Genomic DNA, 21,874 nt, shown 5'->3' on the forward strand with positions numbered 1-21,874 from the left:
AGTTGCCGATGACCAGTGCCAGACATGCACGCCGCAGGCCGCCTGCGTGCGCACCACAGGTGCGTCCGGCATGTGCCTGCCTGGCCGGCGTGTTTTTCAAGCCCCGTCCGCCTGCGCCACATACCAGGCGATGGTGTGCCGCAGACCTTGCGCCAGGTCGTGCGTGGGCGCATAGCCGAGCAAGCGGGCCGCCTTGGCGATGTCCGCCTGCGAATGGCGCACGTCGCCGGCGCGAAACTCGCCGTACCGCGGCGCCTGCGGCACGTGCTGCGGGCGGGCCGCAAGCAGCATCTGCTGCATGGTGGCGTGCAGCTGCGTCAGGCTGGTGCGGGCGTTGACGGCCACGTTGTAGACTTGGTTGACGGCCGCCGGGTCGGTACCGGTGGCGGCGAGGATATTCGCTTGCACGGCATTGTGCACGAAGCAAAAGTCGCGGCTGGTGGCGCCGTCGCCATGGATGTGCACGGCCTCGTCGTCCAGCATGGCGGCGATCCAGCGGGGAATGACGGCCGCGTAGGCGCCCAGCGGGTCCTGGCGCGGACCGAAGACATTGAAGTAGCGCAGCCCCACCGTCTGCATGGCGTAGCAGCGCGCGTACACTTGTGCATACAGTTCATTGACATATTTGCTCAGGGCGTACGGCGACAGGGGCGCGCCGATGTGTTGTTCCACTTTCGGCAAGTCCGGATGGTCGCCATACGTGGCGCTGGAAGCGGCATACACGAAGCGCCGCACGCCCGCCTCGCGCGCGGCGGCCAGCATGTTCAGGAAGCCGCTGACATTGACGGCGTGGCAAAGCAGCGGGTCTTCCAGCGAACGGGAGACGGAACCGAGCGCCGCCTGGTGCAGCACATAGTCGACGGCAACGCCGGCGCCGACGCCGGGACCGTCCGGATCGTCCGGATCTGCACGGCCATCCGGAGGTTCGCCGCCGTCGCTTGCACCGGCGGTATGACCCGCATGGTGCCCGGCATGACCGGCATGCACGGCGCCGATGCTGGCGATGTCGGCACCTGCACCTGCGACGCCGCCTGCGCCTGCCATGCCGGCCATGCTGGCAATACCGGCCATGCCAGCGCCTGCCCCGCACGCGCGCGCGCACGCTTGCGGGTCGCGGATGTCGCCTTCGATGAAGGTGAAGCGCCGCCACGCCTGCTCCCCCACGCTGGCGCGCACTTGCTCCAGGTTGTGGCGGTGGCCCGTCATGAAATTGTCTAGGCCGCGCACTTCCTGCCCCAGGTTCAGCAGGGTTTCCAGCAAGTGCGAACCGATGAAGCCGGCCACGCCCGTCACCAGCCAGCGGCGCGGCGCCTGCGCCAACCGTGCGCAGGCCAGCGCGTACGCGCCGGCAGCCGGGCCGCCAGCGGGGGCGCCTTGCACCGCGCCCGCCGCCCGATCGAAGGCTCCGGCCGCCATCACAGCCGCCACACGTGCAAGCCGCCGTCTTCCAGCGGACGGGGGTCGAAATGCGACTTGATGTCGATGAAGCAGCCATTTTCCAGCACCTTGGCCTGGAAGTCCGCCAGCGGCCTGGCCAGCAGGGCCTGGTGCGAGACGGCGCTGACGATGGCCTCGGCCCGCGGCAGCTGCTCCCAGCTTTCCAGGGTCAGGCCGTATTCTTCCAGCGCTTCGCGGCCATCGGCCACCGGGTCGTGCACGTGCACCTGCACGCCGTACGATTGCAGTTCGTGGATCATGTCGACCACTTTCGAGTTGCGCAAGTCCGGGCAGTTTTCCTTGAAGGTCAGGCCCAGCACGTTCACGTGCGCTCCCTTCAGCTTGAAACCTGCCCGCACCATTTCCTTGATGGTCTTTTCCGCCACGAACTTGGCCATGCCGTCGTTGATGCGGCGCCCGGCCAGGATCACGTGCGGATGGTAGCCCAGCATTTCCGCCTTGTGCGTCAGATAATAGGGGTCGACGCCGATGCAGTGGCCGCCCACCAGGCCGGGACGGAACGGCAGGAAATTCCATTTCGTGCCCGCCGCCTGCAGCACTTCCAGGGTGTCGATGCCGATGCGGTCGAAGATGATGGCCAGCTCGTTCATCAGCGCGATATTCAGGTCGCGCTGCGTGTTTTCGATCACCTTGGCCGCCTCGGCCACGCGGATGCTGGACGCCCGGTGCACGCCCGCCTCGACCACGCCTTCGTACAGGGCGGCCACCTTGTCGAGGGTGGCGGCGTCGTCGCCCGAGACCACCTTGCGGATGCTGTGCAGGGTATGGTCGCGGTCGCCCGGGTTGATGCGCTCGGGCGAAAAGCCCACGTGAAAGTCTTCCTTCCAGCGCAGGCCCGAATGCTGTTCCAGGAGGGGGATGCAGATTTCCTCGGTGGCGCCCGGATACACGGTGGACTCGTAGATGACGATGGCACCGCGCCGCATGTGCCGGCCGACGGCCGCGCTGGCGCCGGCCAGGGCCGAGAAATCGGGATTGTGCGCGCTGTCGACGGGCGTGGGCACGGCCACGACGATGAAATCGGCCAGTTGCAGCTCGGCCGGATCGCAGCCGACGCTCAGCCCTTGCGCCGCCAGCAACTGTTCATGGCTGACTTCGCCCGTCGGGTCGATGTGGCGCTGGTAGCTTTCCACCTTGCGTGCCGACAAGTCGAAGCCTATCGTGCGCTGGCGCATGCCGAATGCCACGGCCAGCTGCAAGCCCACATAACCGAGCCCCACCACCGCCACCACGCCCGCCTTGCCATCCACCTTGCTATCCGCCTTGCTGTCCATATGCATGTGCTCCGTAGGGTTGCGGCCTGAGCATCGCCGTCCCGGAAATTCTACGGTTGCCGGTCCGGCCATTCTTGAGCGGGAACAAGGAACGCGGGGCGGCGGCCGGCAGGCGCGCGGAGAATCGGCGGCTTGTTGAGCGCAATCAAGGAGAGCGGCGGCCATCTTTTTAAGCTAGGCCATGCCGATCACTCATGCACGCCGCTACCGGAGACTTCCATGGCCCGTTCCCTGCCCCGCCCTTTCCCCGGCCTGCCGGCCGCCGCGCTGTGCTGCACCCTGCTGCTGCCCCTGCTGACGGCTTGCCACGGCACGCAGAGCAGCGAGACCCTGCTGGCCGACGCGCAGCAGTACCGCCAGAAAGGCGAGGCGCGCGCCGCCATCATCCAGTTGAAGAACTTGCTGCAAAAGGAACCGGACAACAAGGCCGCGCGCTTGCTGCTGGGCAGCATCTACATCGACACGGGCGAAGCGCTGTCGGCCGAGAAAGAATTGCGCAAGGCAAAATCACTGGGCCTGGCGACGCAGCAAGTGATGCCATTGCTGGGCAAGGCCTGGCTGATGCTGGGCCAGTTCGACAAGGTACTGGCCGAGATCCCCGACGATGCGGCGCAGCCCGCCAGCGTGCTGGCCCTGCGCGGCGACGCCTTGCTGGCCCTGGGCCGCCAGGACGAGGCGCGCGCCGTGTACGCGCGCCTGCTGGAAGCCCATCCGGACCAGCTCGAAGCCTTGCTGGGCCTGGCGCGCCTGGCCGCGCTGCAGCAGCAGGTGCCGGCGGCCGAGCTGCTGCTGACGCAAGCGTTGAAAGGCGCGCCCGCCAACCTCGACGCCTTGCGCCTGCAGGGCGACCTGCTGCGCCTGCAAGGCAAGAATGGTGCGGCGCGGCTCGCCTACATGCAGATCCTCAAGATAAAACCGGACAATACCCAGGCGCACATCGACCTGGCCAACCTCGACATCCTGGAAAACCGCTACCTGGAAGCGGCGGCCCAGCTGGCCACGGCGCGCAAGACGGCGCCCAACAGCCTGGGCTTGCTGCAAACCCAGGCGCTGCTCGATTTCCGCGAAGGCAAGCACAAGGCGGCCTTGCAAGGCTTGCAACTGGTGCTCAAGGCGGCGCCCGACCACATGCCGTCCATCCTGCTGGCCGGCGCCGTGCAACTGGCGCTCGGCTCGCCGCCCCAGGCGGAAAGCTACCTGCGGCGCTTCCTGGCCGTGTATCCGCGGCACCTGTATGCCGTCAAGATGATGGCGTCGATCGAATTGATGCGCAACAAGACCGACGCGGCGATCGACTTGCTGCAGCCGATGCTGGCCGCCTTCCCCGAAGACGTGGAATTGCTGTCGCTGGCCGGCGAAGCCCACTTGCGCGCGCGCCAGTACGACAAGGCGACAGCGTATTTCGAACAGGCCAGCATCCTGGCGCCGGACACGGCCAGGCTGCACGCGGCGCTGGGCATCAGCCGCCTGGGCCAGGGCGAGAACGGCCGCGCCATCAGTGAACTGGAACGGGCCAGCATGCTCGACAAGAGCACGCCGCAAGCGGGCACCATGCTGGTGATGACCTTGCTGCGCAACAAGCAGAACGACAAGGCCCTGGCCAGCGTCAAGATGATGGAGCAACAGCAGAAAGGCACGAATCCCTTGCTGCTGAACCTGAAAGGCGGCGTCTACCTGGCCTTGCACGACTTGCCGGCCGCGCGCGCCAGCTTCGAGCAAGCGCTGGGCATGGACCCGGTCTACCTGCCGGCGCTGAACAACCTGGCGCAAATCGACCTGGTCGAGAAAAAGCCGGAGCAAGCCAGGCAGCGCTTCGAACGGGCGCTGGCGAAGGCGCCGAAAAATGCCGACCTGTGCGCGGCGCTGGCCAAACTGGCCGCGTCGCAGGGCAAGACGGACGAGGCGCGGCGCTGGCTCGAGCGGGCCCACCGCGACAATCCCGACGCCGTCGCGCCGGCCCTGCTGCTGAGTAACTTTTACCTGAAGACGGGCGCGCCCGACAAGGCGCTGGAACTGGCGCGCACCCTGCAGACGGGCCATCCGGGCGACGCCGATGCGCTGGCCCTGCGCGCCCAGGTGGAATACAGCGCCGGCCTGGCGCCGGCCGCGCTCGACAGCTACATCAAGCTGGCCAGCATACAGAGCACGTCGGCGCCCTTGCAGATGCGCATCGCCAGCCTGCACATGGCGCTGGGCGACCATCACAATGCGCTGCAAGCCGTCAAGCGGGCGCAGGCGCTCGACCCGGCCCTGCTGGAAGCGCGCGTGGTGGAAGTGGCCATGCTGCTGACCCTGAACCGCCAGCGCGAGGCGCTGGCCGTGGCGCGCCAGGTGCAGGAACAGCAGCCGAAGCTGGCGGCCGGCTACAAGCTCGAGGGCGACGTGCTGATGGAACAGAAGCTGCCGCAGCAAGCCGTCAAGCTGTACCAGCACGCCTTCGGCATCAGTCCCATCGGCCCCTTGCAAGTGCAGCTGTACCGCGCCTTGCAGGCGTCGGGACAGGAGCGCGAAGCCGATGCGCGCATGGCCGCGTGGCTGAAAGAACATCCGGAAGACTTACCGACGCGCACTTACCTGGCAGGCACCCGGCTGGCCGCCAAGCAGTACCGCGCCGCCATCGAACAGTTCCAGTATGTCGTCGCCAAGGATGCGGGCAACGTGGTGGCCTTGAACGACCTGGCCTGGGCGTATCAGCAGGAAAAGGATCCGCGCGCGCTGGCCACGGCAGAGCAAGCGCTGAAGCTGGCGCCCGAGAATGCCGCCGTGCTCGACACCCTGGGCTGGATCGCGCTGGAGCAAGGCGACGTCAAGCGCGCCACGACGCTGCTGCGCAAGGCGGCGGGCCTGGCGCCCGCATCGCCCGAAGTGCAATACCACCTGGGCGCGGCCCTGGCGAAATCGGGCGACAAGGGCGGTGCGCGCAAGCAACTGGAACAACTGCTGGCCGCCAACAAGGACTTTCCGCAGCGGGCCGCGGCGCAGGCCTTGCTGACCCAGTTGTAGGCCATGGCTGTGCAAGCGGCCATGCCCGGCGTGGCGGCGCGGCCGCTGGCCCTGCTGGCGGGTGCGGCCTGCGTGCTGGCCCTGCGCCATTATCCGCTGGGCCATGGCTGGCCCGGCCTGCTGTTTGCCATCCTGCTGCCCGCGTATTTCCTGCTGCTGTGCTGGCGTCCCGCCTGCTGGCTGTTCTGCGTGCCCGCCCTGCTGCCCGTGCTGGACCTGGCGCCGTGGACGGGCTGGTTCTTCCTCGAAGAAATCGACGTGCTGCTGTTGCTGACGGTGGCCTGCGGCTATTGGCGCCTGGGCGGACCCAGCCAGCCGGCAGCGGCGCGGCTGTCGCCCGCCGCCCGCCTGTGTGTGCTGCTGTGCAGCCTGGCCTGGCTGGCGGCGCTGCTGCGCGGCGTCCTGCCGCTGGCGCCGCTCGACCTGAATGCCTGGGATAATTATTTGAGCCCCTACAACAGTTTGCGGCTGAGCAAGGCCTGGGCCTGGAGCATGCTGCTGCTGCCGCTGCTGCTGCGCGACGCGCATCCGCACGCCCTGCGCCGCTACGCGCTGCCGGGCATGCTGGCCGGGCTGGCCATGGTGTCCCTGTTCGCCCTGTGGGAGCGGGCCGTGTTTCCCGGCCTGCTGAACCTGTCGAGCGACTACCGCATCACGGCGCCGTTTTCCGCCATGCACACGGGCGGCGCCGCGCTGGACGGCTACCTGGCCCTGAGCTTGCCCTTTGCGGGCCTGTGGCTGGCGCGCGCGCGCAGCCGCTGGCAGGCGGCGCTGGCCTTGCTGCTGCTGGCCCTGCACGCGGCGTTCACCACCTTTTCACGGGGCTTGTACGCGGCCCTGGCGGCGGCCATGCTGCTGGCCTTGTGGCAAGCCCTGCGGACGGCGCCCGGCGCGGGGCGGCAAGCGCGCGGCCGGCCGCCCGTGCGGGGCATCTTGCTCAAGCTGCTGCTGGCAGGCCTGGGCACCGTCCTGCTGCTGTACATGTTCAGCCTGGCCGGCTACCGGGGCTTGCTGGCCGCCGCCGTCCTGCTCGCCGCCAGCTTCGTGCTGGCCGCGCGGCCCCTGCCGTGGCGCCTGGCGCCGGCCAGCCTGCTGTGCGCGCTGTGCCTGCAGGGTCTGCTGGCCGCCTGGTGGCCGGAGCCGGCCTTGCAGCCAACGGCCGGCTGGCTGAAAGGCCCGTATTTCCTGTTCCTGCTGGCCGCCATGCTGCTCACGGGCACCTTGTGGCCGGGCGGCGCCGGCGGCAAGGGGCCAGCCAGGCTGGGCCTGGCGATGATGGCGTGGACCATGCTGGCATGCAATCTCGCCTGGATAGGCTGGCACTGGGCCGGTCCGCCCGCCCTGCTGCCGGCCGGCCTGGTCGTGCTGCTGGCCATGCTGATGCTGTGCAACGGACGCTTGCACCCGCCGCTGTGGCGGCTGGACCGGGCCAGCCTGAGCATCGCGGGCGCGGCCGGCATCCTGCTGTTGCTGGCCATCCCCGTGTCGGCCAGCTATTACGCCACCGAACGTTTCGCCACCACGGCCTTCGACATGCAGGGCCGCTTGCGCCATTGGCGGCAAGTGCTGGCCATGCAGCCGCCCGACTGGGGCGACCGCCTGTTCGGCATGGGCAGCGGCAGCTTTCCCGCCACCTATTATTGGCACAATCCGGGGCGCGAGGTGCCGGCCAGCATCGCGTATGCAGAAGACAGGGACGCGCCCGGCAATTATTATGTGCGCCTGGCCAGTCCCGGCTACAGCGCCGGCTATGGCGAACTGCTGCGGCTGCTGCAACGCCTGCGCGTGCAGCCCGCCACGCGCTACACCCTGGCGCTCGACGTGCGCAGAAGCGGGCCCATGCCCGTGCTGCAGGTGCGGCTGTGCCAGCGGCAATTGCTGTATCCACAAAATTGCGTGGAAATCCCCCTGCGCCTGCCTCCGCCCGGCAATCCGCCGGCGGCCTGGCAACACTATGACGTGCCGTTCGACAGCGCCTGGCTGGGCACGGGCGCCTGGCTGCTGCGCCCGCCCGTGCAGCTGGAACTGGCGGTCAGCGGCACGGCCGCCTCGTCCGTGCTCGACGTCGACAACCTGAGCCTGCGCGCGCCCGGCGGCGAGGAACTGATCGCCAACGGCCGTTTTACGCAGGCCAACAATTACTGGTTTTTCAGCAGCGACCACCATCACTTGCCGTGGCATATCAAGAGCATGGCGCTGCACCTGCTGGTGGAAACGGGCTGGTGCGGCGCACTGACCATGCTGGCCCTGCTGGCCGTGGCCGGCCTGCGCCTGCTGCGCCGCGCCGCGCGGGGCGAACCGGGCGCGCTGGCCTGCGCCGCCGCCCTGCTGGGTTTTCTCGTCGTCGGCCTGTTCGACAGCCTGCTCGACGTGCCCCGCCTCGCCCTGCTGTGCCATCTGATGCTGCTGTGCGCGCTGCTGCAAGCCGCGCCCTCCCCGCCACCTCCCCACCTTGAAAGCGCGCCGCCATGACTACCCTGTTTTCCGCCCTCCTATTCTGCCTGGCCCTGGCCAGCGCGCCGTGCCGCGCCGATGCGCCGCTGGCGCAAACCATCGCGCGCATCAAACCGTCCATCGTCGGCGTGGGCAGCCTGCAAAAGACGCGCACGCCGCCGATGAATTTCATCGGCACGGGTTTCGTGACGGGCGACGGCTTGAGCGTGCTGACCTGCGCCCACGTGATCCAGAAACTGCTCGACGCCAATCCGAACGAAGTCATCGGCATCCTCACGGGCCAGGGCGAGGCGGCGCAATTTCGCCCCGCCAGGGTCCAGGCGGTGGACACGGAACACGACCTGGCCTTGCTGCGCCTGGCGGGCGCGCCCATGCCCGCTCTGGCGCTGGGCGACGCGGCCACGGTGCGCGAAGGCCAGGCCATGGCGTTTACGGGCTTTCCGCTGGGCACCTTGCTCGGGCTGCACCACGTGACGCATCGCGCCACCGTGTCATCGCTGACGCCGGTGGTCATGCCCAGCGAAAACGCGCAGCGCCTCGACATCCGGCGCCTGGCGCAGCTGCAAAAAGCGCCTTACACCGTGTTCCAGCTGGACGCGACGGCGTATCCGGGCAGCAGCGGCAGCCCCCTGTTCGATCCCGAGACCGGTCTCGTCTACGGCATCGTCAACATGGTGTACGTCAAGGGCCTCAAGGAAGCGGCTATCAGCGCCCCGAGCGGCATCACCTACGCGATTCCGGGCAGCTACATGCAGACGCTCTTGCTGAAAAACAAATGAGTGATCAGTTGCGCCCCTGCCTCAGCCGGTCCGTAATGCCAGGCTCATCCCATGTCGGAAAAAAAAAGGGGTAAAACGACCGTTCACCCCCATGCTGTTCCATCAGGCCACCGTATTTACGGATCTGGGCCCCCATGTAATCGAGGTCCAGCCGTAGCAGCACGGCCGGCGCCCCCACGCGCGTGCACTCGCGCTCGCCGCCGAAGTCCTGGAATCCCAGCATGCGCTTGTAAAACACCACGTGGCGCGGATTGACTTCGATCACGTAATCCGTAAAGCCGTGAATATTGTGGGCATAGATATAAGAAATATGAATCAGCGCCGCGAACACGCGCTTGCTCACCCCCTTGTCGATGGCCAGGCGCGACGGTTCGCACAGGCGCCGGCCTTCCTCGCGCAGGATGTCGAGCTTGTCGCGGAAGTTTTCATCGGCCGGCAAGCCGGTCTCGTCATTGTCGAGGCACAGGGTCATGGTGCCGACGGTGGTGCCGGCCGTTTCCGCAAACAGCGTGATTTTATTCAGGGCATGCGCGATGCCGGGGTCGACGGCATAGCCGCGCCAGCCGTACATCTTGCGGATCAGCAAACTGGCCGCCTCGCGCCGGCCGCGCGAATTGGCCATGCGGATATGAAAGCGCTGCAGGTCGAGCTCATGCTCCATGGCCGGATCGATCTGCCCCTCGCCCACCACCAGGTCATTGAAAGTACCGGGCGTGTCGAAGGAAATAATGGGTTCATCTTCAAAGCTCATCTTGTCCTCACGTTCATCGGCCGCCGTCGAGACGGACTGAAGCCAATGCCTTGTGACAAGAGAAAAACTGGAGAAGTTCCCGCGCCTGGCAAAAAAAACAGAAGAAATATGCTATTTAATAGCAAAATTGCATGCTGAAATTTGCCTGCAAGTACAAAATGACAAATATAAGTGCTGTTTTGATATTGCCGAGTCCGCTATTAAAAGAAGCTCTCCGGTATCAGCAGCACGTCGCCCGGGCGCATCATGACGTTGGCGGAAATATCGCCACGCTTCAGGAGGTCGTCGAGGCGCACGCCCAGCTGCTGCTGGTTGCCTTCGCGCATGCGGATGATGCTGGCCTTGTTGCCGGCCGCAAAATCGGTGATGCCGCCCACGGCGATGAGCACGTCCATCAGCGACATGCCCAGCCGGTACGGCAGCGCCTGCGGCTTGGCCGCTTCGCCGATGACGCGGATCTGCTCGCCATACGGGCCCGAGAAATTGGTGACGATGACCGTCACGACGGGCTGCTGGATGAACTTGCCCAACGCTTGCTCGATATCGCGCGCCAGCTGGGTCGAGGTCTTGCCGCTGGCGGGCAAATCCTCGACCAGCGGCGTGGTGATCTTGCCGTCCGGCCGCACGGCCACCGTCAGCGACACTTCCGGATTGCGCCAGACGATGATGTTGACGGAGTCTCCCGGTCCGATCAGGTAGTCGTGCATGGGCGCGCTGTCGTCGGAGGGCGCCAGCGGATGGGACGTGCGGCAGGCGCCCAGCAAGCCGGCGGCCAAGGCCAGGCCCAGCGTGTTGCAGACAAATGCACGGCGAAACGGATTCATGCGGAGCCTCTTCGAGTCGATGGCGCGTCCATGGCCGGCCGCGCAGAACCAGCCTGGGCCGCGAACTTCCTATGATTATTAAAACCCGGCAAGTCAACCTTGAGGCGTATCAAGAAGCAATCATCTTGGGAAATTTTGCCTCCCAGCCGCCCTATACTTTGCTTACTCAACAGGCAAGCATTTCTTGCAAGACGCCGTCGCCAGCCCATCGACCGTGCAGCACCGTCACTTGAAGGAAGCGACATGGAAGAATTGATACAGCAATTGCTTTCCAGCCTGAAAGGCATCTGGAAGTACCGCTGGCATGCGGTGCTGGTGGCGTGGCTGGTGGCCATCGTCGGCTTCATCAAGGTGATCACCCTGCCCGACGACTTCCAGACGTCGGCGCGCGTATTTGTCGATACGCAAACCATCCTCAAGCCGCTGATGGCCGGCATGACCAGCGTGCCAAACACGGAACAGCAGGTTGCCATCATGAGCCGCACCCTGCTCAGCCGCCCGAACGTGGAGCGCGTCATGCGCATGGTCGACCTCGACCTCGACTCGAAGACCGTGCGCGAACACGAGGCCCAGCTCGACGACCTGATGAGCCGCATCAAGATCACGGGCACCAACGCGTATGACATCTACACGATCAGCTACAGCGGGCGCGACCCGAAGCTGGTGCGCGATGTGGTGCAAAGCCTGCTCACCATCTTTGTCGAAGGCAGTTTCCAGGGAAAAAAGGGCGATTCGCAAAAGGCGGTGCAATTCATCGACGAGCAGATCAAGAATTACGAGGACAAGCTGAGCGCGGCGGAAAACCTCGTGAAGGAATTCAAGATCCGCAACAACCTGCTGCTGCCGCGCCAGGGCATCGACTATGGCAGCCAGCTGCTGATGTCGTCCGATAGCCTGAACAATGCCAAGCTGGAACTGGTCGAGGCGGAGCAGGCCCGCAAGGCCATCCAGAGCCAGATCGAAGGCGACGAGCCCGTGCTCGACCTGGAACCGAATGCATCGGCCATCGCGAATCCCGAACTCGACGAGCGCATCGCCACGCTCAACAAGAACCTCGACAGCCTGCGCATGCAATTTACGGAACTGCACCCGGACATCATTTCCTCGAAGCGCCTCATTGCCCAGCTGGAAGAACGCAAGATCGAGGAAAGCAAGCTGAAGACGGCGGCCGGCGACCCGGGCAAGAACTACAGCCCCATGCTGCAGCAGCTGAAGGTGGCGCTGACGGACGCGGATGCCAAGGTAGCTGCCATCAAGGCCCGCGTGCAGGAATACAGCGCGCGCAATGAGCGCTTGCTGGCGCAGAGCAATGCCGTGCCCGAGGTGGAGTCGCAGCTGGCGCAGCTCAACCGCGACTACATCATCAACAAGGAAAACTATGAAAAGCTGATCGGCCGGCGCGAAGCGGCCAAGCTGTCGGGCGAACTCAGTTCCACCACCGAGATGATGGCCTTCAAGATCATCGACCCGCCCACGGTGCAATATGCGCCCGTCGGCCCGAACCGCCCGCTGCTGTTCAGCGCGGCGCTGGGCGCGGCCCTGGTGGCCGGCGTCGCCACGGCCTTGCTCATCAGCCAGGTGCGTCCCACCTTCCTCAGCCCCGCCGAACTGCGCGACGCCACGGGCTTGAACGTGCTGGGCACGGTATCGATGAACTGGACGGCGCTGCAGCAAGTGCGCCGCCGCCGCGCACGCTACGGCTTTGGCGCCTGCCTGGGCAGCCTGTTCGTGCTGTACGGCGGGGTCATGACGGCCGCGCTGCTGAAATTCTAGATCCCGGGGAGCGACGATGAGCAGCAAGGACAGCGGCAAGCAGGAACCCACCATCCTGGGCGTGGCCGAGGCCGGCGTGCCGTATGGCGTGAATGGTGCGGATGGCGCGGACGCGGCCAGGTCGCCCCAGTACCGCCCCCTGAACCTGGCCCGGCTGGCGGAGCAAGGCATGCTCACGCAGGAAGGCGGACGCAGCTCGGTGGCCGAGGATTTCCGCATCATCAAGCGCCCGCTGCTGCGCCAGGCGCGCGCCAGCGGCGCCGAGGCCATCCGCCACGGCAACCTGATCGTCGTCACCAGCGCCATGCCCGGCGAAGGCAAGACCTACTGCGCCGTGAACCTGGCCATGAGCATCGCCATGGAAATGGATATCACGGTGCTGCTGGTCGATGCCGACGTGGCGCGCCCGTCCGTGCTGAAGGTGCTGGGCCTGCCGCCGGAGCCGGGACTGATGGACGTGCTGCTCGACCCGCAACTGGCCATGGGCGACGTGATCCTGAAAACCAATGTGGCCAACCTGAGCATCCTGCCCGCCGGGCGCAGCAACAAGCATGCGACGGAATTGCTGGCCAGCCGCGCCATGAGCCGCCTGCTGGCGGAAATTGCCAGCCGCTACAGCGACCGCGTCGTCATCTTCGATTCGCCGCCCCTCTTGATCACCAGCGAGGCGCACGCGCTGGTCGGGCAGATGGGACAAGTGGTGATGGTCGTCGAGGCGGAAACGACGACGCAGCACGCCGTCAAGGAAGCGCTGCGCCAGATCGAGTCATGCGAACACATTCATTTGATCTACAACAAGACCAAATCGTTCCCCGGCAACGACTACTACGGCTATGGCTATTACGACTAGCGGCCGGGTTCCGCTGCCGCTGCTGCCGTTCCTGTCCCTGCTGCTGCCCCTGCCGGCCGGCGCCGTCGACTGGCTGGTGAAACCGTCGCTGCGCCTGCGCGAAAGCTACACGGACAATGCCTTGCGCGCGCCGTCCGGCCAGGCGCAATCGGACTTCATCACGGAAATCGCGCCCGCCATCGCCCTCATCGGCACGGGCCCGCGCCTGCGCGTGCACCTCGATTACAGCTGGCGCAAATACCTGTCGGGGCAGCGCGCCGATACGGATACCCACGAACTGCGCGCCTCGGCCGACGCCGAGCTGGTGCAGGACTGGTTCTTCATCGATGCGGACGCCAGCGTGAGCCGGCGCAACATCTCGCCATTCGGCCCGCAACTGATCGACGGCCTGCCCGACACGGACAATGCCAGCACCGTGCGCACGACGGGCATCAGCCCCTACCTGCGCCACCGTTTCCGCGGCCTGGCCTCGGCCGAGCTGCGCTACACGCGCAACACGGTCGACAGCGGCGGCGACCTGCTCTCCGTGCACAGCGATGAGCTGGAATTGCTGCTTAATGGCGAGCCGCGCGGCAACGGCTGGACCTGGAACGCCAGCCACGACGTGCGCCGCACGCAGGACAGCAAGCTGGCGCCCGTGCGCATGCAGCGCAGCAGCGCGGGCTTGCGCTATCCCATCAACAGCAAGTGGGCGGCCACGGCCAGCGGCGGCATGGAAAAGGAAGGCTATCTGTCGACCAGCGGCAAGGCGCCGGCGGGCCGCTTCTGGTCGCTGGGCGGCGTGTGGACGCCGTCGCCGCGCACCAGCGTGGCCTTCAGCACGGGCAAGCGCTTCTTTGGCACCACCTACAGCCTGGACGCCACCTTCCTGCAGCGCCATACCAACTGGCAATTGAGCTACGGCGAAAACATCACCACCATGCCGACGCAGTTTTCGCGCCTGGGCGACCGCGATGCGGGCCGGCTGCTCGATCAACTGTGGCGCGGCATCTTTCCCAATGCGCGCGACCGGCGCTTGCGCATCGACGCCTTCCTGCGCTACGCCAACAGCCTGGGGCCGGAACGGGGCGCCATCAATTACTTCAGCCATCGCTATTTCCTGCAAAAGCAGCTGAAGCTGACGATGGCGCGCGCCACGGCGAAAAGCACGATGATCGTCGGCGTCACGGCCGTCGACCGCACGGCGCAAACGGCCAGCGGCATCGACAGCGGCTTGCTGCCCGGCGTGGAGTTCGGCAGCGAAGACCGCACGCGCCAGGTCGGCGCCAACCTGGGCTGGGGCTGGCAAGCCAATTCGCGCACCACCGTCAATGTCAATGCCGGCTACGCCGGCGTGCGTTCGCTGAGCGCGCCCCGGCGCGACAACAACATCACCTTGACGGCCGGCTACACGCGCATCCTGCAGCCGGACATGACGGCCAGCATCGACGTGCGGCACACGCGGCACGCCAGCAACCGCGGCGGCGATTACCGCGAAAACGGCGTCAGCGCCACGCTCACCATGCAATTCTAAGGAGCCCGCAATGTCCGACCCTTCGCTGTCATCCGCCGCGCCGGCGCACCTGCTGTGCGTGGTGGCCGCGCGCCCCAACCTGATGAAGATGGCGCCCATCCTGGGCGCCCTGGCGCGCCATGCGCCCGCCGTGCGCGTGACCTTGCTGCATACGGGCCAGCATTACGACACGGCCATGAACGAACAACTGTTTATCGACCTGGACATGCGCCCGCCCGACATCGCCCTCGACGTCGGCTCCGGCAACCACGCGCAGCAGACGGCCGAGATCATGCGCCGCTTCGACGCCGTGCTCGACGCCCATCCGCCGCTGGCGCCCGACGCCGTGCTGGTGGTGGGCGACGTCAATTCCACGCTGGCGTGCGCGCTGGTGGCGGCCAAGCGCGGCACGCCCGTGATCCACGTCGAGGCGGGCTTGCGCAGCGGCGACCGGCGCATGCCCGAGGAAATCAACCGCGTGCTGACGGATCAATTGTCCGACCTGCTGCTGACCAGCGAGGAAGGCGCGCGCGCCAACCTGCTGCGCGAAGGCATCGCCGCCGAACGCATCCACTTCACGGGCAACGTCATGATCGACAGCCTGCGGCAGCAGCTGCCGCGCGCCATGCCGCCCGCCATCACCCTGCGCGCCCACGGCCACGCCTGCCCGCCCGCGTATGGCCTGTTGACCCTGCACCGGCCATCGAACGTGGATGACCCGGCGCAACTCGAAGCGCTGCTGCAGGCGCTGGGACAGCTGTCCCACCGGCTGCCGCTGCTGTTTCCCATCCACCCGCGCACCCTGGCCGGCCTGCGCCTGGCGGGACTGGAAGGGCAGCTGGCGCGGCATGCCATCGTCAGCCTGCCGCCGCTGGGCTACCTGGAAATGCTGGGCCTGATGCAAGAGGCGCGCCTGGTGCTGACGGATTCGGGCGGCGTGCAGGAAGAAAGCACGGCCCTGGGCGTGCCCTGCCTGACCCTGCGCGACACGACGGAGCGGCCCGTCACCGTCAGCGACGGCACGAATACCCTGGCCGGCACACAGCCGGCCGCCATACTGTCGCTGGCGCGGGGCATTCTGGATACGGGAGGCAAGCGCGGACGCCTTCCGCCCCTGTGGGATGGCCATGCGGCCGAGCGCATCGCCGCCGTCGTCGCGCCCTGGCTGGCGGCGCGCCGGGGCACGCCATGATGCCGCCGGCCATGCTGCGCAATGCGCTGACCATCGACGTGGAAGACTATTTCCAGGTGTCCGCCTTCGCGCCGCACATCGCGCGCGCCGACTGGCCCCGCCTGGAATGCCGGGTCGAGGCGAATATCGAGCGCATCCTGCTGCTGCTGGAAGGCCGGCGCATCCACGCCACCTTTTTTACCCTGGGCTGGATCGCCGAGCGCTATCCGGCCATGCTGCGCCGCGTGGCGGACGCCGGGCACGAAGTGGCCAGCCATGGCTATGCGCACCAGCGCGCCTGCGACCAGTCGACCGCGCAATTCGCCGACGACGTGCGCCACAGCAAGACCATCCTGGAGCAGATAACGGGACTGGCCGTGCACGGCTACCGGGCGCCCAGCTTTTCCATCGGCGCGGCCAACCTGTGGGCCTTCGACGTGCTGCAGGAAGCGGGCTACCACTACAGTTCCAGCATCTACCCGATCCGCCACGACCACTACGGCATGCCGGACGCACCCCGCTTCGCCTGGCGCCCGCGGGGACCGCTGGGTGTGCTGGAATTGCCCGTCAGCACCGTGCGCCTGCGCGGACGCAACGTGCCGGCCGGCGGCGGCGGTTATTTCAGGCTGATGCCGTATGCACTGTCGCGCTGGCTTTTGCGACGCATCAATTCGCGCGACGGGCAAGCTGGCATATTCTATTTTCATCCTTGGGAACTCGATCCCGGCCAGCCGCGCCCGGCGGGCCTCGACGCCAGGACGCGCTTTCGCCACTACCTGAACCTGGGGCGCATGGAAGCGCGGCTGGCGCGCCTGACGGGCGATTTCTCCTGGGACCGCATGGACCGTATTTTTCTGGAAAGCACATGATGCACGAGGCCAGCCTTCCTCCCGACCCGCTGCATGGCAGCGCCGCCATCGCCGTGCGCTCGCTGCAGGGGCACGAACATGCGCGCTGGGACGCCTTCGTCGACACGTGTCCGGAAGCGACCTTCTTTCACCGCGCCGGCTGGCACACCGTCATGCAGCAGGGTTTCCGGCACGACAGCCATTTCCTGTACGCGGAACAGCACGGGCGCATCGCCGGCGTGCTGCCGCTGGCCCATGTGCGTAGCCGCCTGTTCGGTTCGTCCCTCGTTTCGCTGCCCTTTTGCGTGTACGGCGGCATCGCGGGCGGCGGCGCGGCCGTGCGCCAGGCCCTCGACGGCGCGGCGCTGGCGCTGGCCCGGCGCCTCGGCGTGGGCCACCTGGAATACCGCTGGCGCGAGGTGGAACAACAGCCGGACGCGGCCTGGCTGCACAAACCCCTGTACGCGACCTTCCGCCGCGCCTTGTTCCCCGAGGCGGAACAGAATCTGCTGGCGATCCCCCGCAAGCAGCGCGCCGTCGTGCGCAAGGCCATGGCGGGCGGCTTGCACAGCGCCATCGACTACGACCTCGAGCGTTTCTACCCGCTCTACGCATCCAGCGTGCACCGGCTGGGCACGCCCGTCTTCGCGCGCCGCCATTTTGCCCTGCTGCGCACGGTGTTTGGCGGCGATTGCGAGATCCTCACCGTGTATCACGGCCAGCAGGCGCAAGCGAGCGTGCTGCTGTTCTATTTCCGCGATGAAGTGCTGCCGTATTATGGCGGCGGCAGCGTGCTGGCGCGCCGCACGGGCGCCAACGATTTCATGTACTGGGAAGCGATGCGCCGCGCCAGCGCGCGCGGTTGCCGCCTGTTCGATTTCGGCCGCAGCAAGCTCGGCACCGGGGCATACGATTTCAAGAAGAACTGGGGTTTCACGCCGCAGCCGCTGCCGTATGCCTGCCGGCTCGTGCGCGCCAAGGCGTTACCGGAAGTCAATCCCCTGAATCCGAAATACGCGCTGTTCATCCGCGCCTGGCGCCGCCTGCCGCTGCCGCTGGCCAACCTGCTGGGGCCGCACATCGTGCGGCAACTGGGCTAAGCAAGGGGACATACCATGCGCGAACTGCTCTTCCTCGCCCACCGCCTGCCGTATCCGCCCAACAAGGGCGACAAGATACGCTCGTGGCACATGCTGCAATACCTGAGCCGGCATTTCCGCGTGCACCTGGGCTGCTTCATCGACGATGACGACGACTGGCGGCACACGAAAACCGTGGCCGCCCTGTGCGCCAGCACGCGCTTCATCGGCTTGCAGCGCGGCACGGCCCGCTGGCGCGCCATGCAGGCGCTGCTGTCGCGGCAAGCCATGAGCGTGCACTATTACCGCGATGCGCGGCTGCTGCAATGGGTCGACGGCTTGCTGTCCGGCGGCAAGGTGCGCCATGCGCTGGCCTTTTCCGGGCCCATGGCGCAATACATCGACGGCAGCGCGGGCCGCGCCCTGCACCGCGTGATCGATTTCGTCGACGTCGATTCCGACAAGTGGCGCCAGTACGGCGACAGCAAACCCTGGCCCATGTCGCTGCTGTACCGGCGCGAAGCGCAGCTGCTGCTGCAGTACGAGCGCCATATCGCCCAGCAATTCACGGCCGCCAGCTTCGTTTCGCCGGCCGAGGCGGCCCTGTTCCGCCAGTGCGCGCCGATGGCGCGGCGCAAGACGGGATACTTCAACAACGGCGTCGACACGGCGTATTTCACGCCCCAGCCGGCACGGCCCGGCGTGTATCCGGCCGGCGTGCAAGCGCTGGTGTTTACGGGCGCAATGGATTACTGGCCGAATGTCGACGCCGTGCAATGGTTCGTGCGCCACGTCTGGCCCGCCCTGCGGCGCGAGTTTCCCCGGTTGCAGTTCTATATCGTCGGCAGCGCGCCCGTGCCCGCCGTGACGGCGCTGGCCAGGATTCCTGGCGTGGTGGTGACGGGCAAGGTGCCCGACATCCGCCCCTACCTGGCGGGCGCGGCCCTGGCCGTGGCGCCCCTGCGCATCGCCCGCGGCGTGCAAAACAAGGTGCTGGAAGCGATGGCGATGGGCAAGATCGTCCTGGCCACGCCGCAGGCGCTGGAAGGCATCGCCGCCCAGCCGGGCCTGGAACTGCTGCTGGCGCGCGACGAGGCCGAATTCATCCACCATGCCGCGCGCGTGCTGCGCCATGCCCAGGACGGCGCGGCCGAAGCGGGCGGCGCGGCCATGGGCGCGGCGGCGCGCCAGCTGGTCTTGCAGGATTACGACTGGGAGCGCAATCTGCGCGGCCTGGGCGCCATGCTGGGCATATCGGCCGAGGCTGAGGCCGGGTCGAATACACCTGCCGGCGGCGCCGCCGCGCCCGTGCTGCCCATGCGGGAACCCTCCACATGAGCGTGCAACTCGACCCGGTGGCCTGCTTGCCGGATGCGGCCGTCCGGCCGGACGGGCATGGCCAGCGGCATGCCCTGCCGCTCCTGCTGCTGGCCCTGACCGCCGTCGTGCTGCTGTACCACGCCACCTTCTGGTCGATGCTGGAACTGTGGTCGCGCTCGCAAACCTTCGCGCACGGCTTCTTGATCGTGCCCATCAGTTGCTGGCTGGCCTGGCGCCGGCGCGCGCGCCTGGCGGCGCTGGCGCCCCGGCCGTCGCGGCCGGGCTTGCTGCTGCTGGGCGCGCTGGGCCTGGCCTGGCTCCTGGCCGACGCCGCCAACGTGCCCGTGGTGGAACAATATGCGGCCACGGCCATGCTGCCCGCCTGCGTGCTGGCCATCCTCGGCTGGCCGGCCGTGCGCCTGCTGGCCTTTCCCCTCGCGTACCTGTTTCTCGCCGTGCCGTTTGGCGAAGTCTTCCTCGAACCGCTGATCGACTTCACGGCCGCCTTCACCGTCACCGCGCTGCAATGGACGGGCGTACCCGTGTTTCGCGATGGCAGCAATTTTTCCCTGCCCACCGGCAACTGGTCGGTGGTGGAAGCGTGCAGCGGCTTGCGCTACCTGATCGCCGCGCTGGCCCTGGGCGCCCTGTTCACGCACGTCAACTTCCACAGCACGCGGCGGCGCCTGGCCGTCATGGCCGCCGCGCTGCTCGTGCCCATCCTCGCCAATGGCGTGCGCGCCTATATGATCGTGATGCTGGGCCACCTGAGCAACATGCGCCTGGCCGTGGGCGTCGACCACCTGATCTACGGCTGGCTGTTCTTCGGCCTGGTGGCGCTGCTGCTGTTCTGGCTGGCCGCGCGCTGGCGCGAACTGCCGCCGGCGCCACCTACCTTGCCAGCCGCCTTGCCCGTCCGCCCCGGCGCCGGCGCCGCCAGCCTGCGCGCCATCGTGCGCGCCAGCATCGCCTGCCTGCTGCTGGCGGCCCTGTGGCCGGCCTTGGCGCTGGCCAGCCACCGCGACGACGGCGCCGCGCTGCCCGCCATCGCGCTGGCCTTGCCCGATCCGCCCGCCTGGCGCCGCCTGCACGATGCGGCACCGGGGAATATTAACTGGCAAGCGCCGTATGCGGGCAAGCCCGCGCTGTTTGCCGCCACGTATGCGCGCCAGGACGGCGACGGCGCGCCGGTCGGACTGCAACTGCGCTGGTATGCGCGCCAGGTGCGCGATGCCGAATTGCTGACGCATCTATCGTCGCCCTACGGCGCGCGCTGGACGGCCCTGGCGCAGCGCGTGCGGCAGGTCGGCTTGCCCGGCGGCGCCCTGGACGTGCGCGAAAGCGTGCTGGCCCACGGCGGCGAGCGCCTGCTGGTATGGCGCGTCTACCGCCAGGGCGGCGTCGTCACGGCCCGTCCCGTGCTGGTGAAACTGCTGCTGGCGCAAGCCAAGCTGCTGGGCAAGCGCCAGGATGGCGCCGACCTCATCGTCTTTGCCGCCTACGACGAGCTGGCGCCGCCGCCGCGCGCGCACCTGCAAGCCTTCCTGCGGGCAGCGCTGCCCGTCATCGAACAACGCTTGCAGGAGTTGCCGCATGGCCCTTGACACCGAGACGGGCCGCGCGCCGGCGGCCAGCACGGCCCCACTGATCGTGCACGTGATCCACCAGCTCGACGTGGGCGGGCTGGAAAACGGCCTCGTCAACCTGATCAACCATTTGCCGCCGGAACGCTACCGGCACGCCATCGTCTGCCTGAAGAACGCCACCGCGTTTCGCCAGCGCCTGACCACGCCCGGTGTCGACATCATCAGCCTGGACAAGCGCGAGGGCAAGGATTGGCGCCACTACGTGCACCTGTACCGCGTGCTGAAACAGCTGCGCCCGACGCTGGTGCACACGCGCAACCTGGGCTGCCTCGAAGCGCAATTGCTGGCCTGCCTGGCCGGCGTGCGCCTGCGCGTGCATGGCGAACACGGGCGCGACATGAGCGACTTGCACGGCACCCGCCGCAAGTACCGGCTGCTGCGCAAATGCATGCTGCCGCTGGTGCAGCACTTCATCGCCGTCAGCGCCGACCTGGGGCAATGGCTGGTGGACGCCATCGGCGCGGCGCCCGCGCAGGTGTCGCACATCGGCAATGGCGTCGACAGCGTGCAATTCCATCCGCGCCTGGGCCCGCCGGCCGCCGTGGGTCCGCCCGGCTTCCTATGCAACGGCGCCTTCGTCATCGGCAGCGTGGGCCGCATGGCGGCCGTCAAGGACCACGCCTCGCTGGTGCACGCCTTCCTGCTGTTGCTGGCGCAGCCGGGCGCCCGCGCGCGCCTGCGCCTGATCATCGTCGGCGACGGACCGTGCCGCCAGGCCTGCCTGGACTTGCTGCGCCAGTCCGGCGTGGCGCACCTTGCCTGGCTGCCCGGCGCGCGCGACGACGTGGCGCAGCTGCTGCGCGCCATGGACCTGTTCGTGCTGCCGTCGCTGGCCGAAGGCAGCTCGAACACCATCCTCGAAGCGATGGCGACGGGGCTGCCCATCGTCGCCACGCAGGTGGGCGGCAATGAGGAACTGGTGCAGTCGGGCTGGAGCGGCACCCTGGTGCCGCCAGGCTCGCCCGAGATGCTGGCCGACGCCATGCTCGACTACTACAGCATGCCCGAACTGGGTCCGCGCCACGGCGCGCGCGGGCGGCGCCAGGTGCTGGCCGAGCACAGCCTGCCCGCCATGGCCGGCGCCTACCTGGCCGTGTACGACCGCCTGACGGGCGCGCGCCAGCCCTCCACCCTGTCCACCACTCCCTGAAA

General features: G+C 67.6%; 16 protein-coding genes. 12 read left to right on the top strand and 4 right to left on the bottom strand.

Translation table 11 applies throughout. From position 1 onward, the window contains the following. Window positions 1–96: 96 nt before the first annotated feature. Both OX460_RS05630 and OX460_RS05635 read right to left on the bottom strand, forming a co-directional pair. Window positions 97–1,416: an SDR family oxidoreductase gene (locus OX460_RS05630; protein ID WP_289897985.1), complete on the bottom strand. Its 1,320-nt coding sequence runs from the start codon at window positions 1,414–1,416 to the stop codon at window positions 97–99. Beyond that, the gene (locus tag OX460_RS05635; protein WP_289897986.1) at window positions 1,416–2,738 is read right to left on the bottom strand and encodes a nucleotide sugar dehydrogenase; all 1,323 of its coding nucleotides are present in this window, start codon (window positions 2,736–2,738) and stop codon (window positions 1,416–1,418) included. The genes OX460_RS05630 and OX460_RS05635 overlap by 1 nt, the downstream gene beginning before the upstream one ends. A gap of 213 nt (window positions 2,739–2,951) precedes the next feature. On the opposite strand from OX460_RS05635, the gene prsT reads away from it, so the two are divergent. The 3 genes from prsT to OX460_RS05650 are packed head-to-tail and all read left to right on the top strand — an operon-like array spanning window position 2,952 to window position 8,968. Next, the gene (gene prsT, locus OX460_RS05640) at window positions 2,952–5,735 is read left to right on the top strand and encodes an XrtA/PEP-CTERM system TPR-repeat protein PrsT (RefSeq protein ID WP_289897987.1); all 2,784 of its coding nucleotides are present in this window, start codon (window positions 2,952–2,954) and stop codon (window positions 5,733–5,735) included. A 3-nt stretch (window positions 5,736–5,738) separates the two neighbouring features. After that, on the top strand, window positions 5,739–8,207 hold the full coding sequence (locus tag OX460_RS05645) for a hypothetical protein (RefSeq protein ID WP_289897988.1): 2,469 nt from the start codon (window positions 5,739–5,741) through the stop codon (window positions 8,205–8,207). Continuing rightward, a complete protein-coding gene (locus OX460_RS05650) occupies window positions 8,204–8,968 on the top strand; it encodes a serine protease (RefSeq protein ID WP_289897989.1) in 765 nt (254 codons plus the stop codon). Before OX460_RS05645 ends, OX460_RS05650 begins: the two co-directional genes overlap by 4 nt. Before the next feature lie 4 nt (window positions 8,969–8,972). Here the strand turns inward: OX460_RS05650 and OX460_RS05655 are convergent, their stop codons facing one another. Then, entirely contained in the window at window positions 8,973–9,719 is a 747-nt protein-coding gene (locus tag OX460_RS05655) for a long-chain N-acyl amino acid synthase (RefSeq protein WP_099668059.1), read from the bottom strand. A gap of 200 nt (window positions 9,720–9,919) precedes the next feature. Continuing rightward, entirely contained in the window at window positions 9,920–10,543 is a 624-nt protein-coding gene (locus OX460_RS05660; RefSeq protein ID WP_289897990.1) for an XrtA/PEP-CTERM system exopolysaccharide export protein, read from the bottom strand. A 243-nt stretch (window positions 10,544–10,786) separates the two neighbouring features. Between OX460_RS05660 and OX460_RS05665 the strand changes: the two genes are divergently transcribed. The 9 genes from OX460_RS05665 to OX460_RS05705 are packed head-to-tail and all read left to right on the top strand — an operon-like array spanning window position 10,787 to window position 21,872. Further along, complete coding sequence (locus OX460_RS05665; RefSeq protein WP_289897991.1) at window positions 10,787–12,316, top strand: XrtA system polysaccharide chain length determinant; 1,530 nt, start codon at window positions 10,787–10,789, stop codon at window positions 12,314–12,316. Between the two features lie 16 nt (window positions 12,317–12,332). Further along, window positions 12,333–13,166 (top strand): XrtA-associated tyrosine autokinase, encoded by an 834-nt coding sequence (locus OX460_RS05670; RefSeq protein ID WP_289897992.1) that lies wholly within the window; start codon window positions 12,333–12,335, stop codon window positions 13,164–13,166. Beyond that, window positions 13,150–14,679: a TIGR03016 family PEP-CTERM system-associated outer membrane protein gene (locus tag OX460_RS05675; RefSeq protein WP_289897993.1), complete on the top strand. Its 1,530-nt coding sequence runs from the start codon at window positions 13,150–13,152 to the stop codon at window positions 14,677–14,679. Before OX460_RS05670 ends, OX460_RS05675 begins: the two co-directional genes overlap by 17 nt. 10 nt (window positions 14,680–14,689) lie before the next feature. Then, window positions 14,690–15,850: a UDP-N-acetylglucosamine 2-epimerase (non-hydrolyzing) gene (gene wecB / locus OX460_RS05680; protein WP_289897994.1), complete on the top strand. Its 1,161-nt coding sequence runs from the start codon at window positions 14,690–14,692 to the stop codon at window positions 15,848–15,850. Beyond that, on the top strand, window positions 15,847–16,698 hold the full coding sequence (locus OX460_RS05685) for an XrtA system polysaccharide deacetylase (RefSeq protein ID WP_289897995.1): 852 nt from the start codon (window positions 15,847–15,849) through the stop codon (window positions 16,696–16,698). The genes wecB and OX460_RS05685 overlap by 4 nt, the downstream gene beginning before the upstream one ends. Then, window positions 16,698–17,777 carry a FemAB family XrtA/PEP-CTERM system-associated protein gene (locus OX460_RS05690; protein ID WP_289898416.1) on the top strand — a complete coding sequence of 360 codons (1,080 nt, stop codon included), beginning with the start codon at window positions 16,698–16,700 and terminating at the stop codon, window positions 17,775–17,777. Before OX460_RS05685 ends, OX460_RS05690 begins: the two co-directional genes overlap by 1 nt. A 15-nt stretch (window positions 17,778–17,792) precedes the next feature. Further along, entirely contained in the window at window positions 17,793–19,094 is a 1,302-nt protein-coding gene (locus OX460_RS05695) for a TIGR03087 family PEP-CTERM/XrtA system glycosyltransferase (protein ID WP_289897996.1), read from the top strand. Then, window positions 19,091–20,680, top strand: coding sequence for an exosortase A (xrtA, locus tag OX460_RS05700; RefSeq protein WP_289897997.1), 1,590 nt, complete (start codon window positions 19,091–19,093; stop codon window positions 20,678–20,680). The genes OX460_RS05695 and xrtA overlap by 4 nt, the downstream gene beginning before the upstream one ends. Further along, a complete protein-coding gene (locus OX460_RS05705) occupies window positions 20,670–21,872 on the top strand; it encodes a TIGR03088 family PEP-CTERM/XrtA system glycosyltransferase (RefSeq protein WP_289897998.1) in 1,203 nt (400 codons plus the stop codon). Before xrtA ends, OX460_RS05705 begins: the two co-directional genes overlap by 11 nt. Window positions 21,873–21,874: the final 2 nt, after the last annotated feature.

This window comes from Janthinobacterium sp. SUN033 (genome assembly GCF_030397595.1).
Lineage (GTDB): Bacteria > Pseudomonadota > Gammaproteobacteria > Burkholderiales > Burkholderiaceae_D > Janthinobacterium > Janthinobacterium kumbetense.

Coding starts and splice junctions, on each gene's coding strand:
- OX460_RS05630 (WP_289897985.1), bottom strand. CDS start 1,416: ATGGCGGCCGGAGCCTTCGATCGGGCGGCGGGCGCGGTGCAAGGCGCC.
- OX460_RS05635 (WP_289897986.1), bottom strand. CDS start 2,738: ATGCATATGGACAGCAAGGCGGATAGCAAGGTGGATGGCAAGGCGGGC.
- prsT (WP_289897987.1), top strand. CDS start 2,952: ATGGCCCGTTCCCTGCCCCGCCCTTTCCCCGGCCTGCCGGCCGCCGCG.
- OX460_RS05645 (WP_289897988.1), top strand. CDS start 5,739: ATGGCTGTGCAAGCGGCCATGCCCGGCGTGGCGGCGCGGCCGCTGGCC.
- OX460_RS05650 (WP_289897989.1), top strand. CDS start 8,204: ATGACTACCCTGTTTTCCGCCCTCCTATTCTGCCTGGCCCTGGCCAGC.
- OX460_RS05655 (WP_099668059.1), bottom strand. CDS start 9,719: ATGAGCTTTGAAGATGAACCCATTATTTCCTTCGACACGCCCGGTACT.
- OX460_RS05660 (WP_289897990.1), bottom strand. CDS start 10,543: ATGAATCCGTTTCGCCGTGCATTTGTCTGCAACACGCTGGGCCTGGCC.
- OX460_RS05665 (WP_289897991.1), top strand. CDS start 10,787: ATGGAAGAATTGATACAGCAATTGCTTTCCAGCCTGAAAGGCATCTGG.
- OX460_RS05670 (WP_289897992.1), top strand. CDS start 12,333: ATGAGCAGCAAGGACAGCGGCAAGCAGGAACCCACCATCCTGGGCGTG.
- OX460_RS05675 (WP_289897993.1), top strand. CDS start 13,150: ATGGCTATTACGACTAGCGGCCGGGTTCCGCTGCCGCTGCTGCCGTTC.
- wecB (WP_289897994.1), top strand. CDS start 14,690: ATGTCCGACCCTTCGCTGTCATCCGCCGCGCCGGCGCACCTGCTGTGC.
- OX460_RS05685 (WP_289897995.1), top strand. CDS start 15,847: ATGATGCCGCCGGCCATGCTGCGCAATGCGCTGACCATCGACGTGGAA.
- OX460_RS05690 (WP_289898416.1), top strand. CDS start 16,698: ATGCACGAGGCCAGCCTTCCTCCCGACCCGCTGCATGGCAGCGCCGCC.
- OX460_RS05695 (WP_289897996.1), top strand. CDS start 17,793: ATGCGCGAACTGCTCTTCCTCGCCCACCGCCTGCCGTATCCGCCCAAC.
- xrtA (WP_289897997.1), top strand. CDS start 19,091: ATGAGCGTGCAACTCGACCCGGTGGCCTGCTTGCCGGATGCGGCCGTC.
- OX460_RS05705 (WP_289897998.1), top strand. CDS start 20,670: ATGGCCCTTGACACCGAGACGGGCCGCGCGCCGGCGGCCAGCACGGCC.